This is a genomic window from Streptomyces sp. NPDC094032 (genome assembly GCF_040303965.1).
GTDB lineage: Bacteria > Actinomycetota > Actinomycetes > Streptomycetales > Streptomycetaceae > Streptomyces.
On the sequence record NZ_JBEOUE010000029.1, the window covers coordinates 53,501 to 71,571 of the forward strand.

General features: G+C 73.0%; 12 protein-coding genes and 1 pseudogene. 9 read left to right on the forward strand and 4 right to left on the reverse strand.

Annotated elements, in window-relative coordinates:
• Positions 1 to 15: 15 nt before the first annotated feature.
• A complete protein-coding gene (locus ABTZ54_RS30510; protein WP_351669343.1) occupies positions 16 to 831 on the reverse strand; it encodes an alpha/beta fold hydrolase in 816 nt (271 codons plus the stop codon).
• Between the two features lie 102 nt (positions 832 to 933).
• Between ABTZ54_RS30510 and ABTZ54_RS30515 the strand changes: the two genes are divergently transcribed.
• Together ABTZ54_RS30515 and ABTZ54_RS30520 are read left to right on the forward strand one after the other, a co-directional pair.
• Entirely contained in the window at positions 934 to 1,551 is a 618-nt protein-coding gene (locus ABTZ54_RS30515) for a LysE family translocator (protein WP_351669345.1), read from the forward strand.
• Between the two features lie 91 nt (positions 1,552 to 1,642).
• Positions 1,643 to 4,150 carry a DUF6185 family protein gene (locus ABTZ54_RS30520; RefSeq protein ID WP_351669347.1) on the forward strand — a complete coding sequence of 836 codons (2,508 nt, stop codon included), beginning with the start codon at positions 1,643 to 1,645 and terminating at the stop codon, positions 4,148 to 4,150.
• A 28-nt stretch (positions 4,151 to 4,178) separates the two neighbouring features.
• Here ABTZ54_RS30520 and ABTZ54_RS30525 read toward each other — a convergent pair whose 3' ends face one another.
• Positions 4,179 to 6,617 (reverse strand): endo-beta-N-acetylglucosaminidase, encoded by a 2,439-nt coding sequence (locus ABTZ54_RS30525; RefSeq protein ID WP_351669349.1) that lies wholly within the window; start codon positions 6,615 to 6,617, stop codon positions 4,179 to 4,181.
• Between the two features lie 120 nt (positions 6,618 to 6,737).
• Positions 6,738 to 7,763, reverse strand: coding sequence for a LacI family DNA-binding transcriptional regulator (locus ABTZ54_RS30530; protein WP_351669351.1), 1,026 nt, complete (start codon positions 7,761 to 7,763; stop codon positions 6,738 to 6,740).
• Positions 7,764 to 7,958: 195 nt separating this feature from the next.
• Between ABTZ54_RS30530 and ABTZ54_RS30535 the strand changes: the two genes are divergently transcribed.
• From ABTZ54_RS30535 to ABTZ54_RS30565, 7 genes are all read left to right on the forward strand, one after another.
• Positions 7,959 to 9,254, forward strand: a complete 1,296-nt coding sequence (locus ABTZ54_RS30535) for an extracellular solute-binding protein (RefSeq protein ID WP_351669353.1) — start codon at positions 7,959 to 7,961, stop codon at positions 9,252 to 9,254.
• Positions 9,255 to 9,262: 8 nt separating this feature from the next.
• Entirely contained in the window at positions 9,263 to 10,141 is an 879-nt protein-coding gene (locus ABTZ54_RS30540) for a carbohydrate ABC transporter permease (protein WP_351669355.1), read from the forward strand.
• Positions 10,142 to 10,144: 3 nt separating this feature from the next.
• On the forward strand, positions 10,145 to 10,984 hold the full coding sequence (locus ABTZ54_RS30545; RefSeq protein WP_351669357.1) for a carbohydrate ABC transporter permease: 840 nt from the start codon (positions 10,145 to 10,147) through the stop codon (positions 10,982 to 10,984).
• Between the two features lie 59 nt (positions 10,985 to 11,043).
• Positions 11,044 to 12,303, forward strand: a complete 1,260-nt coding sequence (locus ABTZ54_RS30550; RefSeq protein WP_351669359.1) for a glycoside hydrolase 5 family protein — start codon at positions 11,044 to 11,046, stop codon at positions 12,301 to 12,303.
• Between the two features lie 79 nt (positions 12,304 to 12,382).
• On the forward strand, positions 12,383 to 15,421 hold the full coding sequence (locus ABTZ54_RS30555; protein WP_351669369.1) for an alpha-mannosidase: 3,039 nt from the start codon (positions 12,383 to 12,385) through the stop codon (positions 15,419 to 15,421).
• A gap of 86 nt (positions 15,422 to 15,507) precedes the next feature.
• Positions 15,508 to 16,302, forward strand: a complete 795-nt coding sequence (locus tag ABTZ54_RS30560) for a maleylpyruvate isomerase family mycothiol-dependent enzyme (protein WP_351669371.1) — start codon at positions 15,508 to 15,510, stop codon at positions 16,300 to 16,302.
• Between the two features lie 52 nt (positions 16,303 to 16,354).
• Positions 16,355 to 17,572, forward strand: coding sequence for an ROK family protein (locus ABTZ54_RS30565; RefSeq protein WP_351669372.1), 1,218 nt, complete (start codon positions 16,355 to 16,357; stop codon positions 17,570 to 17,572).
• A 17-nt stretch (positions 17,573 to 17,589) separates the two neighbouring features.
• On the opposite strand, the pseudogene ABTZ54_RS30570 reads toward ABTZ54_RS30565, so the two are convergent.
• Positions 17,590 to 17,937 (reverse strand): annotated as a pseudogene (locus tag ABTZ54_RS30570) (M23 family metallopeptidase); the annotation flags it as partial.
• Between the last annotated feature and the right edge of the window lie 134 nt (positions 17,938 to 18,071).

The window sequence follows — 18,071 nt, forward strand, 5'->3', positions numbered from 1 at the left end:
CGCCGGGGCCCCGGCCTACTCCGCCCGCGCGAAGAAGGCCGTCAGCTCCTCCACGTACCGCTGCGGATGGGTGACGTGCGGGACGTGGCCCGCGCCCTCGAAGACATGGGCGCGGGCCCCGGGGAGCGCCCCGGCGACCCGTTCGAAGATCCCGCCGAACCAGCGCGGGCTCAGGGAGCCCCGCGTGAGCAGGGCGGGGGCGGTGCAGCGGCGCAGCCCTTCGAGGTCGAGGGCGGCCCACTCCGGGTCGCCCTGCTCGTCGAGGAAGGTGGGGGCGTTGACGACGAAGGTGTCCTTCAGCGCCTGCGGGAAGCGCTCCCACGCGCCCGGCCCGAAGGCCACGGTGTCGACGAAGGCCCGGGCGGCGGCGAGGGCGTCCCCCTCCCGCAGCAGGGCGGAGACGCCGTCGATCCGCTCGCGCGTCGCGGCCACCTCCTCGCGCCACTCGGGCAGGTCGGCCACGACGTCGAGGAGCGGCGGCTCGTGGACCGCGAGGGCCCGGAACAGCTCGGGGCGCCGGGCGGCGAGACCGAGGGAGAGGGACGCGCCGAAGGAGTTGCCCACCACGAAGGCGGGCGCGAAGCCCAGCGTCTCAAGGAGCGCGGCCAGGTCCTCCTCGTCCTCGAAGCGCGACCCCGGCCCGGCCGGCCGTTCGCTCGCGCTGTGGCCGCGCCGGTCGTAGACCAGCACCCGGTGGCGCAGGGCGAACGCGTGGACGACGGCGTCCCAGTCGTGGTGGTCGCCCCAGGAGCCGTGCACCAGGACCAGGGGGTCGCCGTCGCCGCCGGTCTCGTAGAACAGCCTGACGCCGTTGACCTCGACCTCTGCCATGCGTGCTCCCTGCGACGTTCCGGCACGGGCGTTCATTCTCCGGGCGCCGTACGGCCCGGGGCCGGGAGAACACGCGGGCCGTGCGGGTGGCACACTCCGCCCATGGGGTTCGAACTTCTCGCGGCGACAGGCGTGCTGGCGCTGCTGACGATGGTGCCGGGACCGGACATGGCGATCGTGACCCGCCGGGCCGTGGCCGTCGGGCGGCGGGACGGGCTGCTGACCGTCGCCGGGATCACCACCGGGCTGCTGGTCTGGGGCGTCCTGTCCGTGGCCGGACTCGCCGCCGTCCTGGCGGCGTCGGCCGTCGCGTACACCGTGGTCAAACTGGCCGGCGCCGCCTACCTGGTGTTCCTCGGGGCGCAGACCCTGTGGCGGAGCAGGCGCGGCGGCGGGGCGGCGCCCGAGGACGCGCGGCCGCCCGCCGGGAACCCGTGGCGGACCGGGCTCGTGGGCAATGTCCTCAACCCGAAGATCGCCGTCTTCTACACCGGCCTGCTGCCGACCCTCGCGCCGTCCGGGCTCTCCCCGCACACCGGGATGGCCCTCCTCGTCCTGGTCCACGCGGCGCTCACGGTCCTGTGGCTCTCCGGCTACGTGCTGCTGCTCGCCGGCGCCCGCACCTTCTTCGCCCGGCCCCAGGTGCGGGGGGCGATGGAGCGGGTCACCGGTGTGGTGCTGATCGGCTTCGGGGTGAAGGTGGCCACGGCGACGTCGTAGAGCTTTCCCGTGAGGCCGCCGGAGTGGATCTTCCCGCGCGTCTTCGCGTCGCACGGCCGCGTGCGCGTCGTACGCGGAGAATCCTGGAGCTGTGATCCGTCCCGGCAACTCCGCGCCGCGCCTTCCGCATGTGCTGTTACTGCTCCTCTTCCTCCTCGCCCTCGCCGCGGGGGGAGAGGCCGACGCCGCCGAGAGCGCCCCGTTCGACTGCCGGGCCGACCAGCTCAGGAAGGCCAAGGTCTCGGCGGTCGCCGAGTTCCAGCACCGAGGCCAGGACTACAGCATCGTCAGAAGCACCACGGACGTCGACGTGCCCGCCGACTGGGCCCACGCCTCCGCGCTGCTCCTGGACCGGCACTCCCCGGACTACCGCGCGGCGCTGAGGTGCCTGGTGGGCAAACCCCTGGGGGAGCAGCGGGACTTCCGCGACTTCGAGTGGCGGTTCAAGCCGGTGTCCGTGCGGGCCGAGGCCGACAGTCACTTGGTCAAGGTGCACCACGAGGCCGCCACCTGGTTCCAGTACTCCGCCGTCGACGCCGTCGGCCCCTGGGTGCTGACGGTGACGAAGAAGGACTGGCGCATCGCGCTCAGGCCTCCGCCCGCCCTGAAGGCCGCGAACTGGGACAGCGTCCGGGTCGACCTGGGCGGACGGGGAGCCCTGACGGCCGCCCCGCCGCCCACCTTCGGCGCGGGCGGAACGAGTCTGAGCTGGCAGCACCCGCCGCCGGACCGGAATCCCACGGTGACGTTCCGCCCACCCGCGGCACAGCACTGGTCCTTCATCACCACCTCGTCGGAGGACACCTGGAGGAAATGGGAGGTCTGGGGCGTCTACAGCGCCTCGGGAGCGTTCTGGTACGTGGCGTCAGGGGCGTTGCTGCTCGTGGCGGGGCGGCGGATGAGGCGCGGTCTGGCCGGCAAGACGATGCCCGAGGAGTCGCGAGCGCTGGGCTTCCTGCGCTGGTGCGCGCTCCTCCTGATGTTCCTGGGCCTGCTCGTCTACCTCGGCGACAACCTCTACGCGCTGCTCGACCGGCTGGTGGGATGGCAGCACGACTACGCGCAGACCGTTTCGGTGTTCAGCCTGGCGGCCATGGGGCTCGCCCTGTGTTTCCTCGGCAGTCGGTCGACGCGCTTTCGTCTGGTGGTCGGCGTCCTCGTCCTGGGCGTGCTGGAGGCGTACGCGGTGTCGGAGGTGTACGACCTCACCCTGCTGCCCACGGCCGACCGGGTGCTGTCCGGCGCGGGCTGGACCGCGACAGCGGTGGCCTCGACCGTGCTGATGGCGGTGTGCTGGCTCGGTGTGATCGTCACCGGGCAGCGGGTCCTGCTGATGGGAGAGACGCGGATCCCGGTGCGGGTGATGGCCGTCGTCGCCGGAGTGGCGGCGGTGGCGACCGTCCTGTGGAGCTATCTCGCCTTCAACCACTCCTGGGATCGGATCAGCTGGCTCGCCGACCCGACCCGGCCCGAGTTCCGGGTGTACCGGGAGATCACGTTCAGCAGCTGGTGGTGGCAACTGCCGACGCTGCTCCTGGAGCCGCTGCTGAGCATCGTCGGCACCCTGGCACCGCTGGCCGTGCTGGGGGTCCTGCGGGTCTGCCGGGTCGAACGGTACGAGAAGGCGTCCTTCACGCCGGAGCCCGCGGAGATGTTCCTCCTCGTGGTCCTCTTCGCCATCACGTTCGCACCCATCACGGTCTACTACGGCTTCTCGGGCTATGCCTTCACCCTGCTGCTGACGCTGCTCACGGCCTGGGGCGTGCTCGTCCTGGGGTCCTCCCGCTCCGTCATGGAGCAGCCCTTCTCCGACAACGCGCCGCTCGGCAGGACGATCCAGCGGACCGACCGGGCCGACGTGCTGCGCCTGGCGCGCCGGTTCCGGGACCTCCAGTCACGTCTGGGCCATCTCGGTTCGGTGAGCCCGGCGGAGCGTTCCGCGGAGCGGGAGTCGATCGAGGCCGAGATCGACAGACTGGACCAGTCCCTGCCGCCGGGGGTCCGGCCCGCCGATCTGCCCTTCGCCTGCGGTCCGATGCCCACGTGGTGGGGCAACGCCCGCAGGGGTGCTGTCATCGCGTGCCTCTTCGGGTTGCCCGCGACCGGCCTGTTGTACTGGACCGAAGCGGTGAAGGGTGACTCCTGGGCGGTGTACGTGCAGGATGCCTCGGGATTCGTCTGGATCCTGAACTTCGTCCTCTACTGGCAGGTGGCCTGGATCGTCGCGGGATTCTTCCTCGGGGCGCTGTGGCGTGATCTGCCGGGCCGCCACGGGCCGACGAAGGCCCTCTTCGTCGCGCTCGCCTTCGCCCTCCCGACGGCGGCGGACTTCCTCATCACCCAGGCCCTCGGCGAGAGCGCGCCCCAGGTGATCGGTGAGATCGCCGCGTTCGGTTCGGTGATGACCTGCACGGGCCTGATGATGGACCTCCAGACCTTCCAGAAGGAGCGCCAGTACTGGCCCACCAACGCCAGCCTCGTCGCGTACGTCTACCAGATGCGCTTCGCCTCGGTGGCGTTCTTCCTGGCGCAGCTGCTCGCGCTCGCCACGCTCTGGAAGACCCTCGCGGAAGCGGGCCCGGCGGCACCCGGCAAGTAGGTGTCCGCCGGTCCCGCTCCCCGGTGGCTCAGCCCCAGGCCTCGAACTCGTAGATCCGGGCCGCCGGATCCGTCGTCTGGGTCGGGGCGGTGACCACCAGGCGGACGTACCGGGCCGTCAGGGCGACCGGGTGGGTCGTGGTCGCCGCCGTGTTGCCGGTGACGGTGACGGCGGTGGTCCAGGCCGCGGTGGTGGTGTCGCGGACCTCCACCCGGAAGTCCCGGGTGTTCCAGGCGGCGCTCTCGCCGCCCGCCGCCGCGTGCTTCACCACGAAGCGGGTCAGCGGCCGGGGCGAACCGAGGTCCACCTCCAGCCACTTGGCGGAGGTCGTGGTGCACCACTTGTCGGCGTTGCCGCCCGAGACGCTGCCGTTGACCGCCTTGGCGGCGGTCTCCGAGGTGGTGCACTGCCCGGAGGCCGTGGCGGGCCGGTTCAGCGCCAGGTTGCTCTCAGCGGTCCCGGACCAGGTGACGGTGGTGCTCGCGGCGGGGGAGCGGCCGAACTCGGTGGAGACGGCCTCGACGTCGAGCGTCGTCGAGGTCTCGGTGCCGGCCCGGTCCAGCCTCGGCACGAAGTAGCTGTCGTTGGGGGTGGCGCCCAGGAACGTGCGGCCGCCGTCGGCGTCGCGGCGGTACACCTCGTAGTGGTGGACGTCGCCGGAGGCCGAGGCCGTCCAGCCGAGGCGGAGGGACTTGGCGGTGGCGCCGGTGTCCGTCGCGCCGAGCACGGTGGGGGCCGTCGGCGCGGCGGGCGCGTCCACCGTGCCGTCGTACAGGGCGATTTGGCCGACCTTGATGTCGTACGAGGGGGTCGTCCCGGTGGTCTCCAGGCCGATCTGGGCGACCGTCCGCCCGGCGTACGCGGAGAGGTCGAGGACCTTGCGCTCCCAGCCGGTGCCCGTGGTGGAGCCCAAGTCCAGCGTGGTGAAGGAGGTCGGGGCGTCGGTGAAGGAGACCGCCGCCTTCAGCCGGGTCGGCCCGGCCGCCGGGGTCTTCACCACCACCGCCAGCTTGCTGTCGGCCGCCACGGGCAGCCGCGTCTGGTACAGCCGTACGGTGTTGACGGCGTCCAGCGTCCCGGTCAGGCGCAGGGCCGAGCCGCCCTCGTAGGCGTCGGTGAAGTCGATCGACGGCTTGAGCTTGGTGCCGGTGGACCGCACCAGCCAGCGGTAGGTGGGCGGCACGTCCTGGAGGGAGAGGTTGTTCCAGCCCGCGCCGGACACCCGGGTCCCGCCGGACGCGTAGAAGTCGCCCTGGCCGGCGTCGAAGTGGGTGACGAAGGGCTTCTCGGTGATCGGGGAGGACTCGGCGACGTACTGCGCGAGGCCCTTCCACGAGGAGCTGGTCGTGGTGTCGGACGGGTCGCCGTTGGCGCCGTCCCAGAAGCGCGCCTCGCGGGCGACGGCGTCGGCCCGGTCGGCGGCGGACTTCCAGGTCCACTCGGGGCGGTAGAGCCCGAGCGAGGTGGTGTGCGGCTGCCCGGCGGGGAAGAGGGCGTTCCAGTCGACGCCCGTGTTGTAGCCGTTGGACTCGGTGTCCACGCCGCTGAACAGCTCGTACTCGCCGCGCCCGAGGCCCCGGGCCAGCGTGCGGGACGAACTCAGGCCGCCGGAGCTCCAGTTGAAGTTGAGGAACATGGAGTCCGAGGTGCGCTGCGTGCCCTCCTGGAGGAAGGTGTCGTTGGCGGAGGTCAGCGAGTTCTGCCAGCTCACCGAGCCGGACTCGGTCATCGCGTCGTACCACATGAACTCGACGGGGCCGAGCGAGCGGGCGTAGCGCATCGTGTTGCGCACCTCGGTCGCCAGGGCGGAGTCGCCGCCGGCCGTCTCCTGGTTGACGAACCAGCCGTCGAAGCCGTAGTACTGCGCGACCTGGGCCAGCTTCTCGGCGACGGGGTAGCGGCTGCCGGACTTCTGCGTGAAGTCGCGCACCCACTGGAGCTGCCCGCCGTAGGCGGTGGGCGGGAAGAAGACCGTGCCGTAGACCTTGACGCCGTTGCGGTGGGCCGCGTCGATCACGGTCGGATTGGGCGCCAGGATCAGGCCCTCACCCGCCGAACCGCCCCAGAACACCAGCTTGTCGATGTACTGCCAGTGCCCGAAGGCGTAGTAGTTCGGGTCGGCCGAGCCCTGGGACGGGTTGTTCGAGGTGGGCGCGAAGGAGACGAGGGAGGCGATCTTCCCCTCGCCCGCGCGGGCGTTGGTGTTCGCCTTGAGCGCCGGATCGGAGACGCGCGGCCGGAGCGGGACGCGGGAGCGGTTGAACCGCGCGTCCGGGTCGGTGGCCGGGTCCCAGGTCAGGATCGAGTTCGGGTACCAGTACGAGGCGTACGGCTGGTCGCCCGAGGCGGCAGCCACTTCGACAACGTTGTCCGGGCGGCCGGACGCCGAAGCGTCCGGTGCGGTGGTGAGGACGAGCGCGGCCAGGGAGAGGGCCGCGCCCGCGAGCAGATGCAGGGGTCGTCTCATCGGAGCTCCGGTCCAGCGGGAGGGGAAGGGGCTGGTGGTGCCGGTGGCGCGATGGTGCGGAGGTCATCCGGAGCGGAGGCTAAACGGCTTTAGTCAGCGGGGTCAAGAGGGCACTCCCGGTCAGGCTCCGGGCGGGGCCGTGCTCTCGCGGACCGACAGGCGGGGGGTCGGATTCCTGACGTCGTGGGCCGACGCGGGGTCGTCGACCTGGGCGAGCAGGGCCGTCGCGACCTGCTCGCCGAGCGCGAAGGTGTCCCGGGACAGGGCCGTCAGGGAGGGGTGGACGATCCGGGTGAGGGCCGAGTCGTCGAAGGAGACCACGGACAGCTCGCCGGGGACCGCGACCCCCATCTCGGTGGCCACGCCGAGCCCCGCGACCGCCATGACGTCGCTGTCGTAGACGATCGCGGTCGGCCGCCGGAGCCCCGGCCGGGCGAGCAGCGCCCGGGTGGCCGCCGCGCCCTCCGCGTCGCTGAAGTCGGTCGGCACGGAGACGGCGTCGGCCAGGCCGAGCCGCCGCGCCGCGTCCCGTACCGCCCGGATCCGGCGCTGGGTGTGCTGGAAGGAGGGCAGTCCCGCGAGATGGGCGATCCGGCGGTGGCCGAGGGCGGCCAGGTACTCCACGATCGAGGTCATCGCCTCGCGGTCGTCGGCCCAGACGGCGGGCAGCCGCCCGTGCCGGCCGGGGCCGCCGAGCACCACGGTGGGGACGCCCAGCTCCTCCAGGACGGGGATGCGCGGGTCGCGCACCTGGAGGTCGACCAGGACGAAGCCGTCCACCCGGTGCTCGGAGGCCCACCGCCGGTAGACCTCGATCTCGGCGGCCGTGTCCTCGACGACGAGCAGCTGGAGGGCGGTGCCCCGGCCGGAGAGCGCGGCCTGGAGCCCGGACAGCAGATGGCTGAAGAAGGGTTCGAGGCCGATCGTGCGGGCGGGGCGGGCGAGCACCAGGCCGACGGCCCCCGCGCGGGCCCCGCCGAGCGCGCGGGCGGCGCTGTGCGGGCGCCAGTTCATCCGCTCGGCGACCCCCAGGATCCGGTCCCGGGTCGCCTCGCTCACCCCCGGGCGCCCGTTGAGCGCGAAGGAGACGGCCCCCTTGGAGACCCCCGCCTCCCTGGCGATGTCGGCGATGGTCGGTCTGGCCACCGGACGCCCTCCCTGATCCGCCGTTCCCGCTCCGCCACCGCCCCCGCGAGGACGGCCGGATTCCGCGGGCTCTCTTGACACCGGAGTTTAGCCGGGAGGATAGTCCCGCATCGCTAGAGCGGTTTAGTAAACGGGTGGTCCGATCACGCAGGCCACCCCACCCCTTGCACCATCGATCAGCAAGGAGACACCCTCGTGCGAGTCATATGGAGAAGCCGCTGGGCGCGGTGGACGGCGGTCGCGGTGGCGGCGGTGACCCTCGCGGGCTGCGGCCTCGGCGGCGCGGAGGACTCCGGCACCCCCGGCCCCGCGGCCTCCGGCGGCGAGGTGAAGGGCAGGGTGTCGCTCCAGACCTGGGCCCTGAAGCCGAAGTTCACCGCGTACGTGGAGGGCGTGATCGCCGGCTTCGAGAAGAAGTACCCCGGCGTCGAGGTCGACTGGCTGGACCAGCCCGGCGAGGGCTACTCGGAGAAGGTCCTCAGCCAGGCCGCCGGTGGCACCCTCCCCGACGTCGTCAACCTGCCCCCGGACTTCGCCCTGCCGCTGGTGAAGCAGAACCTGCTGCTCGACATCGCGGGGGCCGACGCGTCCGCCGCCGCCGACTACGTCAAGGGCGGCCTCGACGCGTACCGCTTCCCCGGCCGCGACGGCACCTTCGGCTACCCCTGGTACCTCAACACCGACGTCAACTACTGGAACTCCGAGCTGCTCACGCGGTACGGACTCGACCCGAAGAAGCCGCCGGCCACCCTCGACGAGCTGGTGGCGGCGGCCCGTACCGTCAAGGCGAAGTCCGGCGGCCGTACGTACCTCATGAGCCGCAAGCCCAACCTCGTGGACCTGGCCAACGCAGGGGTCCCGGTCATCTCGGCGGACGGGCGGAGCTTCACCTTCAACACCCCCGAGGCGGCGGCCGTCCTCGACACCTACCGCGCGGCCTTCAAGGAGGGCCTGCTGCCCAAGGACGTCCTGACGGAGACCTACGCGGGCAACACCAAGCTGTTCTCCTCCGGCACCGCCGCCTGGACCACCGCGGGCGCCAACTACATCACCAGCCTCGCCGTGGACAACCCGACGCTCGCCCCCAAGGTGGTCTCCTCGCCGGCCATCGGCACCCCGCCGCTGTACGTACAGGGCCTGTCCATCCCCAGGGCGACCAAGAACCCGACCGCCGCCCTGGCCCTCGCCCGCTGGGTGACCAACGCCGCCAACCAGGCCGCCTTCGCCCGCGAGACCAGCATCTTCCCCTCCACCACCGCCTCGGCCGCCGACCCGTTCTTCAGCAAGAGCGACGGCACCAACGCCGCCGACGCCAAGGTGACGGCCTTCACCTCGCTCGCCGCCGCCCGCGTCCTCGAACCCGTCCAGGCCAACGACGCCGTGAAGACCGTCATCAACCAGCAGATCGCCCTCGCCATCAGCGGCCAGGCGAGCTCCAAGGACGCCCTGGACACGGCCGTCGCCCGCGCCAACCAGCTGATCAAGGACTGAGCCCCGCGATGCCGCGGACGCACCGGCGCCGGATCACGCCCTGGCTGCTCGCCGGCCCCGCCCTGGTCTGGCTCGCCGTCTTCAACCTGTGGCCCGCGGTCAACACCGTGATCCTGTCCTTCACCAGCGCAAGGCCGCTCGGCGGCGGACGCTTCACCGGGCTCGCCAACTACCGACGCGCCCTCGACGACGCCCAGTTGACGGACGCGCTGGTCAACAGCGTCATCTACCTCCTGATCTGTCTGCCCCTGCTCACCCTGCTGCCGCTGCTGCTCGCCCTCCTGGTGGAACGCAAGCTGCCCGGCATCACCTTCTTCCGCACCGCGTTCTACACCCCGGTCGTCGCCTCCGCCGTCGTCGTCGGCCTGGTCTGGGGCTGGATGCTCGACGACCGGGGCCTGCTCAACGGCCTGCTGCACCAACTGGGCCTCGCCGACCGCCCGGTCTCCTTCCTCACCGACCGCTGGCTGCTGCTGTTCAGCGCCATCGCCCTCACCGTGTGGAAGGGGCTCGGCTACTACATGGTCATCTACCTGTCCGCGCTCGGGAACGTCGGCCGCGAGCTGCACGAGGCCGCCGCCGCCGACGGGGCCGGCGCCGTCCGCAGGTTCTGGCACGTCACCCTGCCCGGCGTGCGCCCCGCGATGCTGCTGATCTCCGTCCTCATCTCGGTCTCCGCGCTGCGGGTCTTCTCCGAGCTGTACGTGCTGTCCAACGGCACCGGCGGACCCGGCGGGCGCGACATGTCGGTGGTCATGCTCATCCAGATGTACAGCCGCGGCTTCACCGGCCACATCGGCTACGCCTCCGCCCTCAGCGTGCTGCTCTTCGTCCTCACCGTCGGCCCGATGCTGGTCCTGGCCCGGCTCAACCGGAAGGCGGCCTGACCCATGGCCCTGAGCCGCACGCCCTCCACCGCCGAGAAGGCGGTCCGCTACCTCCTGCTCGTCCTCGTCCTGCTCCTCACCGTCGGCCCCTTCCTCTGGCAGCTGTCCACCTCGCTCAAGGGCCCCGGAGAGGACGTCTTCTCCCGCACACCCCGCTTCCTGCCCGAGGACCTCACCCTCGACAACTACGCCAAGGTCGCCGACACCGTCCCGGTGTGGAGCTACGCGGCGAACTCGCTGACCGTGGCGGGGATCGCCGTCCTCGGAAACGTCGTCGGCGCCACCCTCGCCGGATACGCCCTGGCCCGGCTGCGGTTCAGGGGAGCCCGGCTCGCGCTCGGCCTCTTCGTCGCGACCCTGGTCCTGCCCGGCGAGGTCACCATCGTCTCCCAGTACGTGACGGTCCGCAGCCTCGGACTCACCGACACCCTCCTCGGCGTGGCCCTGCCCGGGGCGATCGGCATGCTCAACGTGCTGCTCATGTACACCGCCTTCCGCGCCGTCCCGCCCGAGCTCGACGCCGCCGCGCTCGTCGACGGCGCCACCGTCTGGCAACGCCTCTGGCACATCGCGCTGCCCGGCGTGCGCGGGATGCTGAGCGTCGTCGTGATCTTCACCTTCATCCAGTCCTGGGACGACTTCCTCTGGCCGCTGATCGTGCTCAGCGACCCCAGCCGCTACACCCTCACGGTCGGACTCCAGTACCTCGACGGCACGTTCACCGCCAACCCCCGGCAGATCGCCGCCGGCACCATGATCGCCTTCCTGCCGGTCGTCGCCGTGTTCGCGGTGCTCCAGCGCTTCTTCTTCAAGGGGGTCGAGGAGGGCGCGGTCAAGGGATGACCCGCCACCACCCCCTTCGGTATCCCGCACTCCTCCTTCGCGAAGGAACCCCAGCCCGCATGACCAACCGTCAGCACCGCACCGGTCCGCGCTTCGGCGTCAACTACACCCCCAGCCAGGGCTGGTTCCACCACTGGCTCGACTTCGACCTCGACGCCGTACGCGCCGACCTGGACTCCGTCGCCGCCCTCGGCCTCGACCACATCCGCGCCTTCCCGCTCTGGCCGCTCTTCCAGCCCAACCGCACCCTGATCCGCCCCCGCGCCGTCGAGCAGCTCGTCCAGCTCGTCGACGCCGCCGGGGAACGCGGCCTGGACGTCGCCGTCGACGGACTCCAGGGCCACCTCTCCAGCTTCGACTTCCTGCCAGCCTGGACCCGGACCTGGCACCGGCGGAACCTCTTCACCGACCCCGAGGCCGTCGACGGACAGCGCGCCTACCTGCGCACCCTCGCCGCCGCCCTCGCCGACCGGCCCAACTTTCTCGGCATGACCGTCGGCAACGAGATCAACCAGTTCTCCGGCGACCCCCACCCCGACCCCGACCGGATCACCCCCGACGAGGCCGGGAGCTGGCTGCGCCGGATGCTGGCCGCCTGCGAGGAGGGCGCCCCCGGGCGGCTCCACCTGCACGCCGAGTACGACGCCGCCTGGTACCAGGACGACCACCCCTTCACCCCCGCCCACGCCGCCCGGATCGGCGCCGCCACCGCCGTCCACTCCTGGGTCTTCAACGGCACCGCCCAGCGCTACGGCCCCGACTCCACGGCCGTCGCCCAGCACGCCGCCTACCTGGTCGAACTCTCCAAGGCCTGGGCCACCGACCCCCGGCGGCCCGTCTGGCTCCAGGAGGTCGGCGCCCCCGCCCCGCACATCGCCGCCGACCGCGCGGCCGAATTCACCCGGACGACCGTCGCCGCCGCGCTCGACTGCCCCGATCTGTGGGGTATCACGTGGTGGTGCTCCCACGACGTCGACCGCTCGCTCGCCGACTTCCCCGAACTGGAATACAGCCTGGGCCTGTTGACCACCGACCGCCGGGTCAAGCCGGCCGGCCGGGCGCTCGCCGACGCCGTCGCCGAGGCCCGCGCCGGCGGCAGGACCCCGGCCCCCCGCTCCACGGCACTCGTGCTCGACCTGCCCGACGACGGGCCGAAACGCTCCGCGTGCGCCCCCGGCGGCGCGTACTTCGAGGCGTTCATGCGGCTCGCCGCCGACGGCGCCCGCCCGGCCGTGGTCCTCGCGGCGCGCGCCGACGACCCCGCGTACCTCACCGCCCGGGGGATCACCGAGCTCGTCACCGTCGACGCGGCGCACTGAGCCCGTACGGCGGCCCCGCCGCGCCGCCGCCCCTCCCGCCCCTCCGTCCGTCCCCTTCGCGATCCGGAGACTCCCGCCCATGCATGACGACCGCAGCCTCGTCGAGAACCGGCTCAAGCGCGTCCTCGACGAACGCGTCCGCCCCGCCGTGTACCCCGCCTCCGTGCCCCTCCAGGTGGGCATCTGGACCGCCCCCGGCGAACCCGTGCCCGTCGCCGAGGGGCTCGCCGCGCCCAGGACCCCGATCGGGGTCGGCGACGCCTGGGGCGCGCCCTGGTCCACCAGCTGGCTCACCGTGTCCGGGACAGTGCCCGAGGAGTGGGCCGGCCGCACCGTCGAGGCGCTGATCGACCTGGGCTTCGACGCCAACATGCCCGGCTTCCAGTGCGAGGGCCTGGTCTACCGGCCCGACGGCAGCCCCGTGAAGGGACTCAACCCGCGCAACCAGTGGGTGCGGATCGCGGCACCGGCGCGCGGCGGCGAGGAGGTGCTGCTGCACGTCGAGGCCGCGGCCAACCCCGTCATCCTCGACTACCACCCCTTCCTGCCCACCGGCCTCGGCGACCAGGACACCGCGGGCGACACCCCGCAGTACCGGCTGGCGCGGATGGACCTCGCCGTCTTCGACGAGACCGTCTGGCAGCTCGTCGCCGACCTGGAGGTGCTCGGCGAGCTGATGGCCGAGCTCCCCGTCGAGGGCGCCCGCCGCTGGGAGATCCTGCGCGCCGTCGAGCGGGCCCTGGACGCGCTCGACCTCCAGGACGTGGGCGGTACGGCCGCCGCCGCCCGGACCGAGCTGGCCGGGGTCCTCGCCTCGCCCGCCGAGCCCTCCGCGCACCGGATCAGCGCCGTCGGGCACGCCCACATCGACTCCGCCTGGCTGTGGCCGCTGCGCGAGACCGTCCGCAAGGTGGCCCGCACCACCGCCAACATGACCGCCCTCCTGGAGGACGAGCCCGACTTCGTCTACACGATGTCCCAGGCCCAGCAGTACGCCTGGATCAAGGAGCACCGGCCCGAGGTCTACGCCCGGGTCAAGAAGGCCGTCGCCGAGGGCCGCTTCGTCCCGGCCGGCGGCATGTGGGTCGAGTCCGACACCAACATGCCCTCCTCGGAGGCGATGGCCCGTCAGTTCACGCACGGCAAGCGCTTCTTCCTGGACGAGTTCGGCGTCGAGAACCAGGAGGCCTGGCTGCCGGACACCTTCGGCTTCGCCGGCGGGCTCCCGCAGATCATCAAGGAGGCCGGTTCGAAGTGGCTCCTGACCCAGAAGATCTCCTGGAGCCAGGTCAACTCCTTCCCGCACCACACCTTCTGGTGGGAGGGCGTCGACGGCACCCGGATCTACACCCACTTCCCGCCCGTCGACACGTACAACTGCTCCATGCAGGGCAAGGAGATCGCCCACGCCGTCCGCAACTTCAAGGACAAGGGCCGCGCCCGGCACTCCATCGCGCCCACCGGCTGGGGCGACGGGGGCGGCGGCACCACCCGCGAGATGATCGCCAAGGCGGCCCGGCTGCGCGACCTGGAGGGCTCCGCCCGGGTGCGGTGGGAGCGGCCCGCCGAGTTCTTCGCCAAGGCGCAGGCCGAGTACCCCGACCCGCCCGTCTGGGTGGGGGAGCTCTACCTGGAGCTGCACCGGGCGACCCTCACCAGCCAGGCGCGGACCAAGCAGGGCAACCGGGCGAGCGAGAACCTGCTGCGCGAGGCCGAGCTGTGGTGCGCCACCGCCGCCGTGCGGACCGGACTCCCTTACCCGTACGCGGAGTTGGACCGGATCTGGAAGACGGTGCTGCTGCACCAGTTCCACGACATCCTGCCCGGCTCGTCCATCGCCTGGGTGCACCGGGAGGCCGAGCGGACCTACGCGGCCGTGGCCGAGGAGCTGACCGCGCTCGTCGACCGCGCCCAGCGGGCCCTCGCCGGGGACGGTCCGGCGGACGGCGAGGTCGTCTTCAACGGCGCCCCGCACCCGCGCGGCGGCGTCCCCGCCGGCGGCGCCCGCCGCGCCGCTGAACTGCCCCAGGCCCCCGGCCGGTGCACGGTCACCGCCCGCCCCGAGGGCGGCTTCGTCCTCGGCAACGGACTGCTGCGGGCCGTCGTCGACGCGCGCGGGCTGCTCGTCTCCGTCGTCGACCTCGACACGGGACGCGAGACGGTCGCACCCGGCGCCGCCGCCAACCTGCTCCAGATCCACCCGGACTTCCCCAACATGTGGGACGCCTGGGACGTCGACCGCTTCTACCGCAACACCGTCACCGACCTCACCGGTGTCGACGAGCTCACCGTCACCGCCGACACGGCGGGGGCCGTCGCCGTCCGCGTCACCCGCTCCTTCGGCGCCTCCCGCGCCGTCCAGACCCTCACCCTGACCGCCGGGGCCAAGCGGCTCGACCTCGACACCGAGGTGGACTGGCACGAGACCGAGAAGTTCCTCAAGGCCGCCTTCCCGCTCGACCTGCACACCGACCGCTACGCCGCCGAGACCCAGTTCGGCCACCTGTACCGGCCCACCCACGCCAACACCAGCTGGGAGGCGGCCAAGTTCGAGGCCTGCAACCACAAGTTCGTGCACTTCGAGGAGCCCGGCTGGGGCGTCGCCCTCGTCACCGCCTCGACGTACGGCCACGACGTCACCCGGACCGTACGGCCCGCCGACCACGGCACCACGACCACCGTCCGGGCCTCCCTGCTGCGCGCCCCGCGCTTCCCCGACCCGCACACCGACCAGGGCACGCACCGCTTCCGGCACGCCCTCGTCCCGGGCGCGGGCATCGGCGACGCCGTCCGCGAGGGATATCTGATCAACCTGCCCGAGCGGCGGGTGCCCGGCTCCGCCGACGTGGCACCGCTGGTGGGCGTGGCCGACCCGGCCGTGGTGGTCAGCGCCGTGAAGCTGGCCGACGACGGGAGCGGCGACGTGGTCGTACGGCTCTACGAGGCGGGCGGCGGCCGTGCCCGCACCCGCCTCTCCGCCAGCTTCGCGCTCGCCGGGGCGCGGCTCTGCGACCTGCTGGAGCGCCCCCGGGACGAGGAGGTGCCGGTCGAGGGCGACGAGGTGCCGGTCGTGCTGCGCCCGTTCCAACTGCTCACCCTGCGGCTGAGCCGCGCCTGACCGACCGGGGTTACCCCTGGTCACGGACGGGCTCCACCCCCTACTCTTGCGCCCTGATCCGTCGGGGCGCGAGGAATGGGCGAGACATGGGTGTGCTGCCGGAAGGGCTCGGGGACGCGATACGCGACACCGCGCGGGACATCGCCGACGTCTTGCGCGCAGCGCCCGACACGGGGCTGCCCGTGCCCCGGCTGACATGGACCGTCGGCGAGACCGCGGCCCACCTCGGCCAGGCCAACCGGCTGATGGCCGAGGTCGCCGCGGGGCACGCCCGCCCGTACGCCGACGGCACCGCGCAGGGCATCGCCGCCGCCAACGAGGAGGCCCTGGCGGCCTTCCCCGAGCGGGCCGCCGGACCCCTCGCCGACCTCATCGTCGAGCAGGCCCTCGCGTTCCTCGACGTCATCGAGGAGCGGGCGCCCGAGGAGGTCGTGGAGACCCCGATGGGCCCCCTCGACCCCGCCCGGCTCGGCGCCTACCTGCTCACCCACATGCTCGGCCACGGCTACGACCTGGCCCGCGCCCTCGGCCGCCCGCACATGGTGGACCGCACCCGGGTCGAGCTCACCCTGCCGTTCATGGTCGGCGTGATGCCCCGGGTGGCCGACCCCGCGGCCGTCGCCGGGCTCACCGCCCGCTACCGGGTACGCCTGTGGGGCGGGGCGCAGTTCGGCGTCACCATCGCCGACGGGACGGTCACCACCTCCCACGGCCCCCTGGACCGGCCCGACTGCACGGTCCTCACCGAGCCCGTCGCCTTCCTGCTCATGGCGCTCGGCCGGATCGACCCGGTCCCGGTCATGGCCACCGGCCGCGCCCTCGCCTGGGGCCGCAAGCCCTGGCTCGGGCCGCGCTTCCCCGGGCTCTTCGTCGCGCCGTAGGCCGTGCCCGCGGGGGACCGTTCGCGCGCCCTGCGGTTAGGCTCTGCGCACGATGAACAGCCCCCACCACCCCTCGGAGCCCAAGGCCGACAAGGCGGGCGTACGCCGGCACAACCTGAGCCTGGTGCTGCGCACCGTGCACGAGGCCGGGGAGACGACCCGGGCGGCCGTCGCGGCCCGGGTGGGCCTCACCCGCGCCGCCGTCTCCTCGCTGGCCGAACAGCTCCTGGAGCGCGGGCTGCTGGTCGAGTCCGGCAAGACCTTCAGCGGCCAGGCGGGGCGCCCCGGCACCGTCCTGAAACCGGCCGGCACCGGACCGGCCGGTCTCGGCGTCGAGATCAACGTCGACTACGTGAGCGTGTGCGTCGCCGACCTCACCGGAGCCGACCGGGTGCGCCGCACCGTACCGCTCGACAACCGCGCCCTCACCGCCGACGAGGTGCTGCGCCGCGCCGCCGACATCGCCGCCGAGGTCCTGGCGGAGGCGGCCCGGCAGGAGCTGCGCCCCACCGGCGTACGGCTCGCGCTGCCCGGCCTGGTCTCCGGCGGCACCGTCCGGCAGGCCCCCAACCTCGGCTGGAACAGGGTCGACGCCGACGCCCTGTTCGGCGCCGCCCTCGCCGCCGCCACGGCCCGCCCGTCCGGCGCCCCCGGCCTGCCCGTGGCCTCCGACAACGAGGCGAACGTCGCCGCCCTCGCCGAGCTGTGGTTCGGCGACCTCGGCGGCATCCGCAGCTTCCTGCACGTCACCGGCGAGATCGGGGTCGGCGGCGCGCTCGTCCTGGACGGCGAAGTCCTGCGCGGCGCCCACGGGTTCGCCGGCGAGATCGGGCACCTTCCGGTCACCCCGGACGGCCCCCGCTGCCGCTGCGGCTCGCACGGCTGCCTGGAGCAGTACGCGGGCCAGCCCGCCCTGCTGCGGGCCGCCGGGGCGGGCTCGCTCGACGCCCTCGCCGCACGGGCCGCCGCCGCCGACCCCCGTACCCTCGCCGCCCTCGACGAGGCCGGCCGGATGCTCGGCGTCGCCCTCTCCGGAGCCGTGAACCTCCTGGACCCGCAGGCCGTGGTCCTCGGCGGCATCTACCCCCGGCTCATGCCCTGGCTGGCCCCGGCCGCCGAGGCCGAACTCGCCCGCCGGGTCGTCTCCGCGCTCTGGCCGCCCGCCGCCGCCCGTCTGCGCCCCGCCTCGACCACCGCCACCACGGCCCGTGGGGCGGCGGCCCTGGTCCTGCGCGACATCCTCGCGGACCCGTTGACGTACGGCGGCTGAGGCTGCGGCAGGACCGCCTAGACGCGCACCCCGTGCGCCCGCAGGTAGGCCAGCGGGTTGACGTCCGAGCCGAAGTACGGTGTGGTCCGCACCTCGAAGTGCAGGTGCGGGCCCGTCACCCGGCCCGTCGCCCCGGAGCGGGCGATGCGCTGGCCCGCCGACACGCTCTGGCCCGCCGACACGTCGATACGGGAGAGGTGGGCGTACTGGGTGTAGCGCCCGTCGGAGTGCCGGACCACCACCTCGTAGCCGTAGCTCCGGTTGTAGCCGGCGTGCACCACCCGGCCGGGGCCGACCGAGCGGACCGCGGTGCCGGTCGGCACAGCGAAGTCCGTGCCCGTGTGGTAGCCCTTCGACCAGGAGCCCGGCTGCTTGTAGTAGCCGGTGAAGACGTACGAGGAGACCGGCGTCGTCCAGCCCCGCGAGACGCCCGAACCGCCCGTCGAGCCCCCGCCCTTGTCGCCGGTGCGCCGCTCGTACTTCTCCTTGTGGCTGGTCC